This window comes from Erwinia sp. 1181_3 (assembly GCF_052824965.1).
In genome coordinates this window covers 332,238-348,738 of record NZ_VTDE01000003.1, presented here as the reverse complement: position 1 = coordinate 348,738, position 16,501 = coordinate 332,238, and the positions used below count along the sequence as shown (strand labels likewise).

18 protein-coding genes are annotated in these 16,501 nt (G+C 55.3%); 12 read left to right on the top strand and 6 right to left on the bottom strand.

Features of this window, described 5'->3' with window-relative positions:
* The first annotated feature begins 226 nt into the window (after window positions 1-226).
* The 5 genes from FY046_RS10040 (at window position 227) to FY046_RS10020 (ending at window position 5,763) form a co-directional block, all read left to right on the top strand.
* Window positions 227-1,459 carry a SpoIIE family protein phosphatase gene (locus FY046_RS10040; protein ID WP_133846140.1) on the top strand — a complete coding sequence of 411 codons (1,233 nt, stop codon included), beginning with the start codon at window positions 227-229 and terminating at the stop codon, window positions 1,457-1,459.
* Between the two features lie 29 nt (window positions 1,460-1,488).
* Window positions 1,489-2,043, top strand: coding sequence for a SiaB family protein kinase (locus FY046_RS10035; RefSeq protein ID WP_133846141.1), 555 nt, complete (start codon window positions 1,489-1,491; stop codon window positions 2,041-2,043).
* Window positions 2,044-2,060: 17 nt separating this feature from the next.
* Window positions 2,061-2,459, top strand: coding sequence for a DUF1987 domain-containing protein (locus tag FY046_RS10030; RefSeq protein WP_133846142.1), 399 nt, complete (start codon window positions 2,061-2,063; stop codon window positions 2,457-2,459).
* Complete coding sequence (locus tag FY046_RS10025; protein ID WP_133846143.1) at window positions 2,456-3,187, top strand: GGDEF domain-containing protein; 732 nt, start codon at window positions 2,456-2,458, stop codon at window positions 3,185-3,187. Before FY046_RS10030 ends, FY046_RS10025 begins: the two co-directional genes overlap by 4 nt.
* Before the next feature lie 434 nt (window positions 3,188-3,621).
* Window positions 3,622-5,763, top strand: a complete 2,142-nt coding sequence (locus FY046_RS10020) for an ornithine decarboxylase (RefSeq protein ID WP_159337575.1) — start codon at window positions 3,622-3,624, stop codon at window positions 5,761-5,763.
* A 354-nt stretch (window positions 5,764-6,117) separates the two neighbouring features.
* Here FY046_RS10020 and FY046_RS10015 read toward each other — a convergent pair whose 3' ends face one another.
* Window positions 6,118-6,750 carry a TetR/AcrR family transcriptional regulator gene (locus FY046_RS10015; protein WP_200641251.1) on the bottom strand — a complete coding sequence of 211 codons (633 nt, stop codon included), beginning with the start codon at window positions 6,748-6,750 and terminating at the stop codon, window positions 6,118-6,120.
* Window positions 6,751-7,034: 284 nt separating this feature from the next.
* On the opposite strand from FY046_RS10015, the gene FY046_RS10010 reads away from it, so the two are divergent.
* From FY046_RS10010 to FY046_RS09995, 4 genes are all read left to right on the top strand, one after another.
* A complete protein-coding gene (locus tag FY046_RS10010) occupies window positions 7,035-8,255 on the top strand; it encodes a Tm-1-like ATP-binding domain-containing protein (RefSeq protein ID WP_159337577.1) in 1,221 nt (406 codons plus the stop codon).
* 2 nt (window positions 8,256-8,257) lie between these two features.
* On the top strand, window positions 8,258-9,088 hold the full coding sequence (locus FY046_RS10005; RefSeq protein ID WP_133846147.1) for a phosphoenolpyruvate hydrolase family protein: 831 nt from the start codon (window positions 8,258-8,260) through the stop codon (window positions 9,086-9,088).
* Window positions 9,089-9,226: 138 nt separating this feature from the next.
* A complete protein-coding gene (locus FY046_RS10000; RefSeq protein ID WP_133846148.1) occupies window positions 9,227-9,502 on the top strand; it encodes a type II toxin-antitoxin system HicA family toxin in 276 nt (91 codons plus the stop codon).
* Window positions 9,499-9,861 (top strand): type II toxin-antitoxin system HicB family antitoxin, encoded by a 363-nt coding sequence (locus FY046_RS09995; protein ID WP_133846149.1) that lies wholly within the window; start codon window positions 9,499-9,501, stop codon window positions 9,859-9,861. Before FY046_RS10000 ends, FY046_RS09995 begins: the two co-directional genes overlap by 4 nt.
* A 47-nt stretch (window positions 9,862-9,908) precedes the next feature.
* On the opposite strand, the gene mltC is transcribed toward FY046_RS09995, so the two are convergent.
* From mltC to mutY, 3 genes are read right to left on the bottom strand one after another with little or no spacing between them, the layout of a single operon-like run.
* Window positions 9,909-10,988 carry a membrane-bound lytic murein transglycosylase MltC gene (gene mltC, locus FY046_RS09990; RefSeq protein ID WP_133846150.1) on the bottom strand — a complete coding sequence of 360 codons (1,080 nt, stop codon included), beginning with the start codon at window positions 10,986-10,988 and terminating at the stop codon, window positions 9,909-9,911.
* 54 nt (window positions 10,989-11,042) lie between these two features.
* The gene (locus FY046_RS09985; protein WP_133846151.1) at window positions 11,043-11,315 is read right to left on the bottom strand and encodes an oxidative damage protection protein; all 273 of its coding nucleotides are present in this window, start codon (window positions 11,313-11,315) and stop codon (window positions 11,043-11,045) included.
* On the bottom strand, window positions 11,315-12,400 hold the full coding sequence (gene mutY, locus FY046_RS09980) for an A/G-specific adenine glycosylase (protein ID WP_133846152.1): 1,086 nt from the start codon (window positions 12,398-12,400) through the stop codon (window positions 11,315-11,317). Before mutY ends, FY046_RS09985 begins: the two co-directional genes overlap by 1 nt.
* Before the next feature lie 321 nt (window positions 12,401-12,721).
* Here mutY and trmB point away from each other — a divergent pair, with 321 nt between their 5' ends.
* The 3 genes from trmB to FY046_RS09965 all read left to right on the top strand — a co-directional run bounded on the left by trmB (window position 12,722) and on the right by FY046_RS09965 (window position 14,636).
* Window positions 12,722-13,441 (top strand): tRNA (guanosine(46)-N7)-methyltransferase TrmB, encoded by a 720-nt coding sequence (gene trmB / locus FY046_RS09975; protein WP_133846153.1) that lies wholly within the window; start codon window positions 12,722-12,724, stop codon window positions 13,439-13,441.
* On the top strand, window positions 13,441-13,767 hold the full coding sequence (locus FY046_RS09970) for a YggL family protein (RefSeq protein ID WP_133846154.1): 327 nt from the start codon (window positions 13,441-13,443) through the stop codon (window positions 13,765-13,767). Before trmB ends, FY046_RS09970 begins: the two co-directional genes overlap by 1 nt.
* A gap of 152 nt (window positions 13,768-13,919) precedes the next feature.
* Window positions 13,920-14,636, top strand: a complete 717-nt coding sequence (locus FY046_RS09965) for a DUF2884 domain-containing protein (RefSeq protein WP_133846155.1) — start codon at window positions 13,920-13,922, stop codon at window positions 14,634-14,636.
* Between the two features lie 111 nt (window positions 14,637-14,747).
* On the opposite strand, the gene hemW is transcribed toward FY046_RS09965, so the two are convergent.
* Together hemW and rdgB are read right to left on the bottom strand one after the other, a co-directional pair.
* Complete coding sequence (gene hemW / locus FY046_RS09960; RefSeq protein ID WP_159337580.1) at window positions 14,748-15,884, bottom strand: radical SAM family heme chaperone HemW; 1,137 nt, start codon at window positions 15,882-15,884, stop codon at window positions 14,748-14,750.
* Complete coding sequence (rdgB, locus tag FY046_RS09955; RefSeq protein ID WP_133846157.1) at window positions 15,877-16,470, bottom strand: RdgB/HAM1 family non-canonical purine NTP pyrophosphatase; 594 nt, start codon at window positions 16,468-16,470, stop codon at window positions 15,877-15,879. The genes hemW and rdgB overlap by 8 nt, the downstream gene beginning before the upstream one ends.
* Between the last annotated feature and the right edge of the window lie 31 nt (window positions 16,471-16,501).

The following is a 16,501-nucleotide window of genomic DNA, read 5'->3' as shown; positions in this document are numbered from 1 at the left end:
GTGAAAAGCCGACTGATTGCACTCTTTTCCACCAGTCTGTTGTGAAAGCCCCTCTTTTAGCCTGTTTTATCACCCATCCTGACTGCATTTTATGCCCTGGTTTATGCTGGGTTTTTCGCTTTATACGCGATAAAACCGGGTTGTTAGGATTATTCTCAATGCTGGCATGAAACTGTCACAATCGCCTGTCAGGCTGGGGCTAACTGAGGATTACTGGCCGCGTATCATGCACTTAGACTTACCGCCTTTAACACCCCAACGTCTGCCATCGCCGCATCTTACCGCGCGCGATCTCTGTATTGAGGTGCCTTTTGTCACACCGGATGCCGATAATCTGGCCGTGATGGAGCTGTTTACCAAACAACCGTCACTGACCAGCCTGCCGGTGGTGGAGCAACGCCATCCGCTGGGGCTGATTAACCGTCATCTGTTTTTATCGCAGATGTCGCGGCCGTTCTTCCGTGAACTGTATGACCGCAAAAGCTGCATCGCCTTTATGGATAAAATGCCGCTGGTGATCGATGCGGCCAGCACGCTGGATAGCGTGGCGCAGCAGATGGTGGCATCGGGCGATAAGTCACTGACAGATGGCTTTATTCTCACCAGTGCGGGTGAGTATATCGGCATCGGGCTGGGTATTGATCTGATCAAAACCGTCTCGGATCAGCAGGCGCGTCAGCATCAGCAAATTATGCAGAGCATTGAATATGCGCGGGTGATCCAGGAAGCGATGCTCGACCAGTCACAGCGCTTACTGGTGCAGCAGCTACGTGATAGTTGCCTGTGCTGGCAGCCGCGTGACTGCGTTGGCGGTGACTTTTACGCCTTTCACACCTTTCCTCACGGCTGGCTGCTGTTAATGGCAGATTGCACCGGGCACGGCGTACCGGGCGCGTTTATGACGGTCATCCTCTCTTCGGCGCTGGAAAAGGCGCTGACGCAGTGTGAACCGGAGCAGCCGGAGCAGTTACTCCAGCATATCAATCGCTACATTAAACAGACGCTGGGGCAGTTGCAGCAGTCGGAGCAGACCTCGTTGTCGAACGACGGCTGTGATGCGCTGGCGCTGTTTGTTGATACCCGCGAAGACCGCATGATCTGGGCCGGTGCGCGTATCTCCGGTTTTCTGCTCTCGACGGTGAGCGAGCAGGCCATTCTGCTGAGCTGCGATCGCATGGGCGTGGGTTACACCGATACCCCGGTGGACTACGAGTGGGCGCGCCATGAACTGCCGCTAAAACCCCAGGATCTGTTCTTGACCTTTACCGATGGTCTGACCGATCAGATCGGGGGCGAACGCCAGATTATGTTTGGCCGCAAGCGTATTCAGGCAGAGCTGGAACGCAACCGGACGCGCCCGATGAGCGAGCTGGCGGAAGGGCTTCAGCAGACCTTGCTCGCCTGGCAGGGGCAGCAGCTGCGGCGCGATGATATGACATTTTTAGGGTTTCGTTACTGATGAACCGGGGCAACGGGCAAAAGAGCACTATGAACACTGATCCGATAATCAGCGGGCTGCTGGCGGACACGCCGCACGATGTGGTGGCGCTGCGTTACACCGGTTTTTTCTCCCAGCACAATATTACGGCGATGGGGGAGGTGATCCGCCTCTATCTGGAGCAGAACGAGGCATCGTTTGTCACCCGGCGTAAGCTGTTCTCCACTTTTGTGGAGATGGTGCAAAATATCCTGCGCTACTCCTCAGACAGCCGGGCGCTCTGCAAAGATAATGACGAAATGCGCTTTGGCGCGATCTGTTTTGGTCTGCATGACGGTAAGTATGTGCTGGAAAGCGCTAACCTGGTGCGACCGGATGAATCCGCGCGCCTGAGTGAATGCCTGCTGGCGCTGCGCAATATGAGCGCGGAAGAAATTAAAGTGACCTACAAGCAGTCACTGCGTACAGAAAGTCCGGCCTGGAGCAAAGGGGCGAATATCGGCCTGCTGACTCTGGCGCGGGACGCCAGCCAACCGCTGGAATTTACTTTTCACCAGGTTGCATCGACGGATCTCTCGGCGTTCTACCTGAAAGCGACTATCTGACAGGGCACACCTTAGCTATGAACAACATCTCCATGCCTGCAACCAGCAGCACTCCCGCCGTGGACTTTGATTTCGCCAGCGGCAGGCTGTCGCTCAGCGGGGAATCCTGGCCAGAAAATGCCGCCGCTTTTTACCGTCCGCTGATGGCCGCGGTGGAAGAGTGGCAGGGCAGCGCCTTTTTCCGCAACCTCAGCCTGGTCAGCATCCATGTGGCACTCAGCTACTTCAACAGCTCCAGCACCAAAATGTTATTCGGCCTGTTTGGCGTGTTGAACGAAGCGGCCGTCAACGGGGTTCGCACCGAGCTGCACTGGTATTACGACAGCGAAGACGATATTTCCGAAGAGTTCGGTCAGGAGCTGAGTATCGATTTTTCAGCGATCACCTTCCATATGCATCCGGGGGGCGCGGAATGATGAGCATCGATGAGCTGTTCACGCATGAAAATGCCATTCTTGAGCAGGCGCGGGATATTGCCGCACGCGAGCACCTTGATGCGGAAACCTGTCGTGCGGCGTTACTGACCCTCAGCGGCCACTATCAGCGCATGATGCGTGAGTCGTGGCGCCTGATTTCCCGCAGTGACCGTGCTGAGCGCGAACTGACGCTTCTCAACGAGCAACTGCGCCAGCTGGCGTTACGGCTGGAGTACGAAGCCACGCACGATCCGCTGACCGGCGTGTATAACCGCAGCGCCATCATCAACCAGATCGGCAGCGCACTGCATCAGGATGACGCCTCCCTGATCCTGCTCGATATTGACCATTTCAAAGCCATTAATGACCAGTACGGCCATCCCACCGGCGATGCGGTGATCAGTGAACTGATCAAACGGATTGAGAACTCGGTGCCAGAGAGCGGCAGTGTGGGGCGCGTGGGGGGCGAGGAGTTTACCATCCTGCTGCCGGGGACCAGCATGGGGCAGGCGGCGGTGGTAGCCGGTTATATTCATGCCTCGCTGAATGCGTCCGTGCTGAACTCCCTGCCGGATCGGTTGGTGACCGTCAGTCTGGGCGTCAGCTGGGGGGCTTCACGCAGTAGTTTTGACACCCTGTATGCCGAGGCGGATGCCGCCTTGTATGAGGCGAAGCGTGCCGGGCGTAACCGGATTCATTATGCCAGCCAGCGTGCCGCCCTGGGATAAACCCGACATTTTTTTCTGCGGGTATCCGCTATTCTGCCGGGCCGCTGGCATTGAACCCGGTACTAAAAAATGCCATTATTGCGCAAATTTTGACAACCCCGTCATCCCTGCACACTGAGGTCACCGCCATGAGAGGTTCACTGCTGTTGTTCAGCATCTGTAACCCGCATCTGCCGATGCAGCCTGGTCGATCTTATTGCTGTCATACCTTGTCGATAAATTCTCTCACCATGCGGTGAGGTCTTTCTACGCTTAACTGTTGGCCATGCGTAAAAACAGACGAGATCTGATTTTACTGATGTCTATCGGTTGAAGCTGAAGTCATTCTGCTGAAAACCCAACATGACTGTTCGCCGGGAACGCGTGCGCTTTGCTGCCGTTCCTATTGCTGTGCCTCTGGCACCCACTCATCCTTGACCGTTAGGGATTTGTGCATGACTCCTCTTAAAATTGCAGCCAGCACCACTGTGGCAATCCATCTCCAGACCGGGCGCGAAGTCGTTACGCTGGATAATACTGATTTCACCGATGTCGCCGCGGTGGTTCTGTCCGTTTCTGACTCACGCTCAGGCGTGCTGGCGCTGCTGCGTCATACCGGTTTTAACCTGCCGGTGTTTATTGCCCTCGACGATGCCGCGCAGGCGGTTGACCTGCCTGAAGTTGATGGCGTGCTGACGGGGGAAGAGGGCGATGCTTCGCTGCTGGAAACCGCCGCAGCCGGGTATCAGGCCAGGTTGTTACCGCCGTTTTTCCAGACGCTGACCAAATACGTAGCGATGGATAACACCACCTTTGCCTGCCCGGGGCATCAGGGCGGTGAATTCTTTAAAAAGCATCCGGCCGGACGTCAGTTCTTTGACTTCTTTGGTGAGAACGTGTTTCGTGCCGATATGTGCAACGCTGACGTGAAACTCGGTGATTTGCTGATCCACGAAGGTTCAGCCAAACATGCGCAAAAGTTTGCAGCGAAAGTCTTCAACGCGGATAAAACCTACTTTGTGCTGAATGGCACCTCCAGCGCCAATAAAGTGGTGACCAATGCGCTGCTGACCCGTGGCGATCTGGTGTTGTTCGATCGCAATAACCATAAATCTAACCATCATGGTGCGCTGATCCAGGCCGGTGCGACGCCGGTATATCTGGAAACTGCCCGCAACCCGTTTGGGTTTATTGGTGGCATTGATGCGCACTGCTTTGATGAAGCCTATGTGCGTGACCTGATTAAACAGGTGGCACCGGAACGTGCCGGGGATGAACGTCCGTTCCGTCTGGCGGTGATCCAGCTCGGCACCTACGATGGCACGGTGTATAACGCGCGCAAGGTGCTCGACAGCATCGGCCACCTGTGCGACTACATCCTGTTTGACTCCGCCTGGGTGGGCTATGAGCAGTTTATTCCCGTGATGGAAGCCTGTTCGCCGCTGTTGCTTGACCTGAAGCCGTCCGATCCCGGCATTTTTGTTACGCAGTCCGTGCATAAACAGCAGGCCGGGTTCTCGCAGACTTCGCAGATCCACAAGAAAGATAACCATATCCGTGGCCAGCAGCGTTTTTGTAGCCACAAACGCCTGAACAATGCGTTTATGCTGCATGCATCTACCAGCCCGTTCTACCCGCTGTTTGCTGCGCTGGATATCAACGCCAAAATGCATCAGGGCGAAGCGGGACGACGTCTGTGGCATGAGTGCGTGGTGCTGGGCATTGATGCACGTAAGGCGATTCTGGCGCGCTGCGAGATGATTAAGCCGTTTATTCCCGATGAGGTTGACGGCAAACCCTGGCAGGATGCGCCGACGGCGACGATCGCTTCCGATGCGCGCTACTTCAGCTTTGCACCGGGCGCGTCGTGGCATGGCTTTGGCGGTTATGAGAAAGATCAGTATCTGGTCGATCCGTGCAAGCTGCTGCTGACCACGCCGGGCATTGATGCTGCCAGCGGGAAATATGCCTCTTTCGGTATTCCGGCAACGATTCTGGCGAACTATCTGCGTGAAAATGGCGTGGTGCCGGAGAAGTGCGATCTGAACTCCATTCTGTTCCTGCTGACACCGGCAGAGAGCATGGAGAAGATGGCGAAGCTGGTGGCGAAACTGGCCCAGTTCGAACAACACATCAAAGAAGATGCGTTACTGCGCGATGTGCTGCCGACGATCTACCGGAAAAATGCGGCGCGCTACGAAGGTTACACCTTGAAGCGACTGTGCCAGGAGATGCACGACCTGTATGTCAGCCATGATGTGAAGGATCTGCAAAAGGCGATGTTCCGCCAGCAGAGCCTGCCAAAAATGGTGATGAACCCGCAGGATGCCAATATCGAATTTATTCGTGGCAATGTGGAGCTGGTGCCCATTTCACAGGCAGCCGGGCGTATTGCGGCTGAGGGGGCGTTACCGTATCCACCAGGCGTGCTGTGTGTGGTGCCGGGTGAAGAGTGGGGCGGGGCCGTGCAGCAGTATTTCCTCGCGCTGGAGGAGGGCATTAACCTGCTGCCGGGCTTCTCGCCGGAGTTGCAGGGGGTGTATGCCGAAACCGACGAGCAGGGTGTTAAGCGTTTGCAGGGATACGTTTTGGTGTAAAAAACCGGGTCGGGCGTGCCCGACCCCTACTAAACGCGGTATCACTTGGCAGCATTGCGTGCCCGACCCCTACGAAATGCGGTGTTATCTGGCAGCGTCGCGTGCCCGACCCCTACTAAACGCGGTGTCATCTGGCAGCATCGCGCGCCCGACCCCTACGAAATACGGTGTTATCTGGCAGCGTCGCGTGCCCGACCCATACGAAATGCGGTGTCATCTGGCAGCATCGCGCGCCCGACCCCTACGAAATACGGTGTTATCTGGCAGCGTCGCGTGCCCGACCCATACGAAATGCGGTGTCATCTGGCAGCATCGTAGGGGCGAGGCATGCCTCGCCCAGGTGTGTATCCGACCTCAGGTATTGAGCGCTTCTTCCCGTGCCTGGCGCACAATCGCTTTCGCGATCCATTTGCCAATATCCTGCAGTTCGTCGTTATCACAGCCCCAGATATCTTTCATCACCAGAAAAATCTCCGAACCGTAAACCAACGACAGTGAACGCACCACGCGATCCATCAAGTCGGGTGTCAGCTCTTTGTTGAGCGGTTCCACCACCTGCATCAGCATCGCTTTGCGATTTCCGCGCACCAGCTTCTCTTTTAGTGGCACGGCATCAACCGACTGCGACTGCGCCCACTGCGTCAGCGACAAATGCAGCGCCGCACGCAACGTTCCCTCGTGTTTCAGCATACGCGGGAAGGCAAAACTCAGCAGCTCATCAATGCGTGCGTTGGCATCTTGCTGAGTGGGCTGCCAGTTTTTGATGGGGCTGAGTGTTTCAGACACAATGGCCGAGACCAGCGCACTCTGCGTGGGGAAGTAGCGATAAGCAGTGGCGCGTGACAGCTGTGCCTCCTGCGCAACTTCGGTAATCGATGGAAATGCGCCGTTATCAAACATCTTCATCGCGGTATCAATTAGTAAGCGGCGCGTTCTGGCTCGTGTTGATGTGAGCCCCAAAACGCTAGCGGAATCCCTTTGCTCCACAATAACCTCATTATCCGGTTTAACCTGTTTCTTTATCGGGCTGGTGGGCGTGACAGCACGTTCACCAGTGTTGACAACGGGGGGCGGCCTGCGCCATTCCCCGCTGTTATAAGCGTAGTCAAAACTCGACGAGACTCATATTTCATTCAATTGATTTATCAATCTTGAAGGTGCTACTGTGAGTTTTCCAGACTCAATCTCTTCAGTGATTCAAAGTTATTTACGTTTTTATATCAAGATTATCAACTCTTTATTGATCTAAATAACAGGTTATCGTAACGCCCATGAAAAATGATACTGGATCTATCTACGTTGTTGCTACAGCGGATACTAAAGGAAGGGAACTGTTTTATGTGCGCGATCTGATTGCTCAGGTCGGCGTACCCGTGGTGACAGTTGACCTGTCTACTCAACCACTTAGCCGCGCTTTTGAGGGGAATATCCCGGCCGCCATGGTGGCGGATTATCATCCCCAGGGGCGCGATGCTGTCTTCTGTGGCGACCGCGGTAAGGCGATTAACGCCATGGCACAAGCTTTTGAGATTTTCCTTAGTCAGCGTAATGATGTCGCGGGGATTATTGGGCTGGGTGGCTCAGGCGGTACGGCGCTGATCACACCAGCGATGCAGGTGCTGCCCGTCGGTGTACCCAAGCTGATGGTTTCCACGATGGCCTCTGGCGATGTGTCTGGCTATGTCGGTGCCAGCGATATTGCCATGCTCTATTCGGTGACCGATGTTGCCGGGCTGAACCGGATTTCCCGCCGCGTGCTGGGGAATGCCGCCCACCAGATTGCCGGCGCAGTCCGCTTCCCACTTCCTCCTGATGAAAATGATAAACCTGCCATAGGCCTGACGATGTTTGGCGTCACCACGCCGTGCATAGAGGCCGCCAGTGCCGCGCTGGAAGCCGATTATGACTGCCTCGTGTTCCATGCCACCGGCAGCGGGGGGAAAGCGATGGAGAAACTGGCAGACAGCAATATGCTGTCCGGGATGCTTGACCTGACAACCACTGAAGTCTGTGATTTGCTGTTTGGCGGTGTGCTGGCCTGCGGTGAAGATCGCTTCAATGCGCTGGCCCGCAGCAGGCTGCCTTGCGTGCTCTCCTGCGGGGCGCTGGATATGGTGAACTTTGGTCATCCTGCCAGCGTGCCGCAGAAATACGCCTCACGCCTGTTCTACCATCACAATGCTCAGGTGACGCTGATGCGTACTACCGTGGAGGAGAATATTGAGATGGCACGCTGGATCGCTGAGAAGCTGAACCGCTGCGAAGGGGAAGTGCGTTTTCTGATCCCTGAAGGGGGCTTTTCTGCGCTGGATGCGCCTGGCCAGCCATTCTGGTCGCCCGAGGCCAACCAGGCGTTTATCTCCACGCTGGAGGCAAGCTGTATACAGACCGCACAGCGCCAGATTATTCGCCTGCCCTGGAACATCAACGATCGGCAGTTCGCCGCTGAAGCCGTTGCTCAATTTCGCCAACTGGCGTCGAAAGGAAGATAACCATGCCTGCTTTTAGCCGTCAGCAGATGCTGACGAAATTCAGAGAGATGATTGCCCGTCGTGAACCGATTATCGGCGGCGGCGCGGGCACTGGGCTGTCAGCAAAATGCGAAGAAGCCGGGGGGATCGATCTGATCGTGATCTATAACTCCGGGCGCTACCGGATGGCCGGACGCGGCTCACTCGCCGGGTTGCTGGCCTACGGCAATGCCAATGAGATCGTGGTTGATATGGCCAAAGAGGTACTGCCAGTGGTGAAACATACCCCGGTACTGGCGGGCGTGAATGGCACCGATCCTTTCTGCAATTTCGATAAATTCCTCGATGACCTGAAAGCCCTCGGCTTTTCCGGTGTACAGAACTTCCCGACCGTCGGGCTGATTGACGGTAACTTCCGCGCCAACCTGGAAGAGACCGGCATGGGCTACGGCCTGGAAGTGGAGATGATCGCCCTGGCACATCAGAAAGAGATGCTGACCACGCCCTATGTGTTCAGCGCCGCCGACGCAGAGGCGATGACCGCCGCGGGTGCGGATATTATTGTGCCGCATATGGGGCTGACCACCGGAGGGAATATCGGTGCCTCGACGGCGTTGCAGTTGAAGGACTGTGTGCCGCTGGTGAATGCCTGGGCCGCAGCCGCTAAAGCGGTGCGCGAGGACGTGATCGTGCTGTGTCACGGCGGACCGATCTCCAGCCCGGAAGATGCGCAGTACATTATGGATAATTGCCCGCAGTGCGATGGTTTCTACGGCGCCAGCTCAATGGAGCGCCTGCCAACCGAAGTGGCACTCACCGAAACCACACGTAAGTTCAAGAATATCAGTCGGTAATACCTCACCCGAGATTCCCCAGGCGCAGCTTACTGCGCCTTTTTTATGCGTAGCGCTGCGCAAGTCCAGGCATCTGACATTGCGTCAACGTCATTGAAGTGTATTTTGACTTCAAAAAATGACTTCAAGGATGATGCAATGAGGAATAGAATAGCGGCATTAAGAAAACGACATCGGGATACGTTGCGGCAAATTTTTACCCGCCCGATACCCACGGATCTGAAGTGGCAACGAATAGAAACCTTGATCATTGCTCTTGGAGGTGAAGTCCGTGAAGCACAAGGATCCCGTGTCAGGTTTCTGCTTAATGGCTCACTGGCACGTTTTCACCGCCCACATCCGTCACCGGAGACAGATAAAGGGGCGGTAGTGGCAGTGAAGGAGTGGCTGGAAGAGACAGGAGTTGAACCATGAATAAAGTGATGGCTATACCTAACGTGATGGTGATTGGCGGCCAGCCTGCCGCAGTCAATTTTGTTGCTGAGCTGGGCGCGTTTCGCGGTAAGTTTCTTGGGTTATCGGGTTACTGTGATTTTGTCGCTGACAGTATTACAGGGTTAAAGTGCGAAGGTGAAATCTCCCTGCGTGATTATCTGGCGGACTGCCATGAGAGTGGCATCGATCCCTATGAGCATGAGGAGAAAGTGAAAACCTTCACATTGCGCTATCCAGAGTCTTTTGGCGAACAACTGGCACAGGCCGCCGCAGAACATCAGCTCTCGCTGAATAGCTATATTGTCGCGGCATTAAGCGCGCAAATGAAGAAATGTTGAGGTGAGTCAGGGGCGACCTTTATTGCTGGTCGCCCCTGGCCGATTCATTAATAGCGGTGGTAGCTCTTCTGCGCGTTGTTAACCTTAGACAGGTAACGACGCGATTCTGCCGACGGGTGACTGGTGGTCAGCTTCTGGTAGACCTCAGCAGGCGACAGGTTGTTAATCGCGCTGAAGGCACGGTCTTTATCGCTGGAGAACACCCGCAGTACGCTTCCTGCACCGCCGTTATAGGCGGTGATCACCGCATAGCGGCGCGAGGTGGTGTTATTGATACCGGCCAGGTAGTTGCCCTGTAACAGAGACAGATAGGCGGTGCCCGCATCGATATTGTTTTCCGGGTCGAGCAGATAACTGCGGCTTGGTTTGCCCCATTTCCCTTTCATCCGGAACACATCCACCCCGGCGGTATGCTGTACCACCTGCATCAGGCCCAGTGCATCCGCATGGCTGACTGCATAAGGGTTGAAGCTGGATTCAATCTGCATGATCGCCAGGATCAGCGACTGATCGACGCCATAGCGCTCGGCGGCTTTGCGCACCATCGGCAGATACTTATGCGCGCGTTTGTCGAGGTGGTTTGGCACCATCGGAATGGTGACCGACCAGATCACATGCAGACCGGAATTACGGCGTTGCAGCTTATTCTGGATCAGATAGTCAGCAAAGCTGGCGGCGCGCCCCTGCCAGCGGATCGGCTGGCCGGTATTATCCAGCACCTGGCCATACAGCAGCGGCTCTTTACTGATCTGAATATCTTTGGCGTCGGAATAGAGATCGACATTACCCGGATCTTCCCCGATCAGCAGGGTGGTGATAATCGCCTGACGCAGACTGGCCGTCGGATCGGTTCCTGCGATCGTCTCGATAGTGATGCTACCGGCATCAAAGTTAATGTGGCTACGGGTGTAGTATTGATCGCTGTACTTCACATAGTCTTTTGGACCGGCGATCAGGACTTCATTCATTCCCCAGATATTTTCGATGTTGTGGGCAAACTGTCCCATCAAAATATCAAAACCGTTGGTGTCTTTAATCCACTCTTCATGAGAGGCGTTTTGCTTCTTGCCTGAGCAGGAAACCAGCAACGGCGCAATAATCAGCAAACTTATCAGTTTTTTCTTCATTTTCTCGTGCATCGCCCACAATTTGAGAGGGCCTCATCAGTGAGGCCCAACGACTTATTCTTCCGGCGGGGTATAACCTTCGATATGAACCTCGTGGCCCTCGAACAGGAATTTAATCATCTCTTGTTCCAGTAGCTTACGGTCATCAGGGTTCATCATACTGAGTTTCTTCTCGTTGATCAGCATGGTCTGTTTCGCCATCCATTTTGACCAGGCTTCTTTTGAAATCTCGTTATAAATGCGTTTGCCTGTATCCCCAGGGTACAACTGGAAATCCTGCCCTTCGGCATCACGTTGCAGGAACGTACAAAAAATGGTTCGGCTCATTACTCTTCCTCTTCTGTTACGCGAGCATTCAACGCCATCTGTTGTGGCTGGCGTAACTGCTGTAGCAGGCGCTCTACCGGCGCGGCCAGCCCCACGGCGGGCGGCTGCGCTAAGTTATACCAGAGACCCGGCACATCATCCATTGCCGCACGGGCAGAAGGCAGCTCAAGCCACATTGGCACAATATCCAGATGGAAATGGCTGAAGGTATGGCGGAAGGCGATCATCTGCTGCAGTTTGCTGTCATCAAGCCCGCGCAGCCGCAGTGCCTGGCGCAGTTCTGGCTCAGTGCTGTACTGGGGAAAACAGAACAGCCCGCCCCACAATCCAACCGGGGGACGCTGTTCCAGCCAGACATCCTGCCCTTGCTGCATCAGTAATAAGAAGCCGGTGCGTTCCGGAATGGTCTGCTTCGGTTTTTTTCCCGGGTACTGCGCCCAGCTATTATTTGCGTAAGCAATGCAGCCGAGATTAAGCGGGCAAATTTCACATTTAGGTTTCGAGCGGGTACACACCATCGCGCCGAGGTCCATCATTGCCTGGTTAAACTGGCTGACGCCCTCCGCGGGGGTGACATCTTCACTGATTTGCCACAGGCGCTTTTCCACCTCTTTCTTACCCGGCCACCCACCTACCGCATAGCAGCGGGCCAGCACGCGTTTGACGTTGCCATCCAGAATCGGGAAGTGCTTGCCCAGCGCCAGAGAGAGAACCGCGCCAGCAGTGGAACGCCCGATGCCGGGCAGGGCTTCAACCTCTTCCAGGGTTTGCGGAAAAACACCGCCATGCTTTTCCACCACGGTTTTCGCTGCTTTATGCAGATTACGCGCACGGGCGTAATAACCGAGACCGGTCCACAGGTGCAGCACTTCATCAAGCGGGGCGGCAGCGAGGTCGCTGACGGTAGGAAAACGTGCCATAAATCGTTCGAAATAGGGGATAACGGTTGCGACCTGCGTCTGTTGCAGCATCACTTCAGAGAGCCAGACCTTATACGGTGTTTTCTCTAGCTGCCACGGCAGGGTTTTACGCCCATAGCGCTGATACCACTCCAGTACCTGATGTGAAAACTGCGCTGCCTGCATGTTGTGAATCCCCGTTCTGCCAATCTGAAAACCAGGCAGGGATTCCAGCACAGAGATTAAGGGCTGTAAACCGGATAATCACTGCATTTGATTAACTGCTGCGAGACGCTATGCTGTCAGCGTATTTTTTGGCAGCGATACCCTTCATACTTCATTGCCGCCTTCCTGCACCAAAAGTAGGCCCCCTGAGGGGACTCGAATTATTTTGGGTCTATACTGCAAACCAGTTACGCAGGCGTCCCTGCAACAGGCGGCCTTTATGTTTTCACTTCCTGAAGGCATAATGCCCGCTTTCTACAGTGCACAGCCGCAGGCAGAATCATGAAAAACGATGTTATCTCACCGGAATTTGACGAAAATGGCCGCGCTATGCGCCGGATCCGCAGCTTTGTACGTCGCCAGGGCCGTCTGACCAAAGGTCAGCAGCAGGCGCTGGAGACACTGTGGCCGGTGATGGGCGTTGAGTATCAGCCGGAACCGGTCGATTTAACTGCTCTGTTTGGCCGTGACGCACCGCTTGTGCTGGAGATTGGCTTCGGTATGGGCGCTTCGCTGGTGGCGATGGCTGCCAGCAATCCGCATCAGAACTTCCTGGGTATTGAAGTGCATTCACCGGGCGTGGGTGCCTGCCTGGCGACGGCGGAAGAGGCGGGCGTCAGCAATCTGCGGGTGATGTGTCATGATGCGGTTGAAGTGCTGAATCTGATGATCCCGGATAACTCGCTGGGTATGGTGCAGCTGTTCTTCCCGGATCCGTGGCACAAGGCGCGCCACAATAAACGCCGCATCGTGCAGGTGCCGTTTGCCGAACTGGTATTGCGTAAGCTGAAGCTGGGTGGCGTGTTCCATATGGCGACCGACTGGGAAGCCTATGCAGAGCATATGCTGGAAGTGATGAGCAGCATTGACGGGTATAAAAACCAGTCGCAAGAAGGTAACTGGGTGCCGCGCCCGGAATCGCGGCCGTTAACGAAATTTGAGCAGCGTGGTCAGCGTCTTGGCCACGGTGTATGGGATCTGATGTTTGAGAGGGTTAAATAATGGCTACACAACGCAGTCGTCGTCTTCGTAAGAAAATGCACATTGATGAGTTTCAGGAGTTAGGCTTCTCCGTGGGCTTTACCTTCCCGGAAGGCACCAGCGAAGAGACTATCGACAGCACTGTTGATGCGCTGATCAACGAAGTGATCGACGCTAACGGCCTTGCCTTCGATGGCAGCGGTTATCTGCAGTGGGAAGGTCTGATCTGCCTGCAGAAAATCGGCAAATGCACCGATGAGCATCGTGAGCTGGTTAAAAACTGGCTGGAAGCGCGTAAGCTGAACGATGTGAAAGTGACCGAACTTTTCGACGTTTGGTGGGATTGACGGTCTGACCGCAACAGAAGGTCAGACCCTGCGAAAGTGGGGTAATCGCGCTGTAGAGGCCGATCATTTTTTCGATCGGCCCTCCGGGATGACCACATAAGGGGGGCGGCCATGTTTGTGGTTGCCCCTTTTTCATATCAAGGAGACGATTTATGCGTAAAGCGCTTTTGAGTGGTGCATTGCTGCTACTGGCCGCCGGCCAGGCACAGGCGGATTACCAATGCAGCGTTAATCCTCAGGACGATATCATTATCAGCCCGAATCAGGTCGAGGTCGTTGGCGCCAGCGGGAATCTGAGCATCTCCCCTGTGGGTGATGTACAGCGTAATGGTAAAGTGGCGAATATTGATGATGCCACACGCCAGAAAGCTATCGATTATCAGACTGCGCTACGCCGTGATTTGCCGTGGATTGATAGCGGGGCTAAACAGCGTCTGGAAAAAGGGCGGATTGCGCTGGACCGCGTTATTGTTCAGAAACTGGGGCAGAACAGTAATGTGCGTCAGCGTCTGACCACGCTGGACGGGCAGCTGAAGCAGCAGATGAACCGTATTATCGAGCAGCGTAGCGACGGTTTAACCTTCCATCATAAGGCGGTTGAGCAGGTGCGTCAGGATGGCGAGCGTCTGGTACAAAACGCGATGGGTGGGGTGGTGCAGGACAGTCTGAACGAGATGGGCAGCAAGCAGGCAGGAAACGGCGATAACCCGTTGCAGGCGATTATGGGTAATCTTGGTGGTTTACAGCAGGCGATTCAGGCCGAATGGAGCAATCAGGAGCAGGATTTCCAGAACTTCGGTCATGAAGTCTGTAATCGTGTGACCAGCCTTGAAGGCCAACGCAAGGCGTTGATTGCCGGGTTGAAGTAAGCGTTTATGCCGGGCGCTGCATGCCTCGCCCTGGAGGGATACGTGTTATTGCGTCCGGGCGAGGCATTCGCGTAATTTCGTAGGGGTCAGGCATGCCTGACCCGAACAGCATTACTCCGCTAAAAACAGCTCCAGCAGCGAATTCAGGAACAATTTTCCCTTCTCCGTAATCTGCCATTCTTCTGCCGTTTCCGTCAGATACCCTTTGGCGAGGGCGTCATCGATCTGCGCGCGAATGGTGCTTTCCGGCAATCCGGTATAGCGCGTATATTCCTCACGCGGTGCGGCTTCCAGCAGGCGAAAACGGTTCATAAAGAATTCGAACGGCTTCTCGGCATCGGCCACATTGTGGCGCTTATCGAGATATTTACCCGTCATAAAACCGCGCGGATGCTTGGTTTTAGCGGTGCGGATAATGGTACCGTCCGGTTGAGTCAGTTTACCGTGAGCACCGCAGCCAATACCGAGGTAATCACCAAAGCGCCAGTAATTGAGGTTATGCTCACAGCGGTAGCCGGGTTTGGCATAGGCTGAGGTCTCATACTGCTGATAACCTGCCGCTGTCAGCAACGCATCGCCCTGTTCGAAAATATCCCACAGGTCATCTTCATCTGGCAGGCGCGGTGGCCGCGAGGCAAACAGGGTGTTTGGCTCGATGGTTAGCTGGTACCAGGACAGGTGCGGTGGATTGAGGGCAATCGCCTGGCGCAAATCGTCCAGCGCCTCTTCCAGCGACTGGTCCGGCAGACCGTGCATCAGATCGAGGTTAAAGCTGCGCAGCCCGAGGTTCTCAGCCAGCTGCGCTGCCCGCTTCGCTTCTTCAGGTCCGTGAATGCGCCCCAAACGCTCCAGCTTGGCCGCACTGAAACTCTGCACGCCAATGGAGATACGGTTGATACCGGCGCGCTGATAGCCGCTGAAACGCTCTGCTTCGACCGCCCCCGGATTGGCTTCCATGGTGATCTCAGCCGTGGGTGACAGCGGCAGGCGTGCACGAACTCCGTCCAGCAGCATCTGCATCGCTTCACTGCTTAACAGGCTTGGCGTACCACCACCAATAAAAATGGTGCTGACTTCGCGCCCGGAAGTCAGCGGCAGGTCAATATCCAGATCGTTCAGCAGGTGCTGCACGTACTCTTCGTGCGGCACCTCACCTTTTAATGCGTGGGAATTGAAATCGCAGTACGGACACTTCTGTACACACCAGGGAATATGGATGTACAGGCTTAACGGGGGCAGATTAACCATGTTTCATGGCGCTCAACAACAGCTCTAAGGCCTGCCCACGATGTGACACCGCGAGTTTTTCTGCCTTGCTCAGTTCTGCTGCGGTTTTACCCAGCGCAGGGACGAAGAAGATCGGATCATAGCCGAAGCCCCCTACGCCTGCCGCGCTGCGGGTAATTTCCCCGGCCCAGCTGCCGTGAAACACCAGTGGTGTCGGATCTTCAGCATGGCGCAGATAGACCAGCACGCAGTGAAACTGCGCCTGACGTTCCCCGTCCGGCACCGATTCCAGCGTCGTCAGCAGCTTTTCCAGATTTTGCTGGTCGCTGGCATCAAGCCCGGCATAGCGCGCTGAGTAGATCCCTGGAGCGCCACCCAGAGCATCGACAGCCAGCCCTGAGTCATCGGCAATAGCCGGTAACCCGGTAATGGCCGCCGCATGGCGCGCCTTAAGAATGGCGTTTTCAATAAAGGTCAGCCCGGTCTCTTCGGCAGACTCCACGCCCAGTTCCGTTTGCGCCACGATATCCAGCCCAAACGCGGCTAACAGGTCAGCCAGCTCACGAACCTTTCCGGGATTGCCGGTGGCGAGTACAACTTTTTGCATAGTAGATCCAAGAATATTATTAATTTATAAC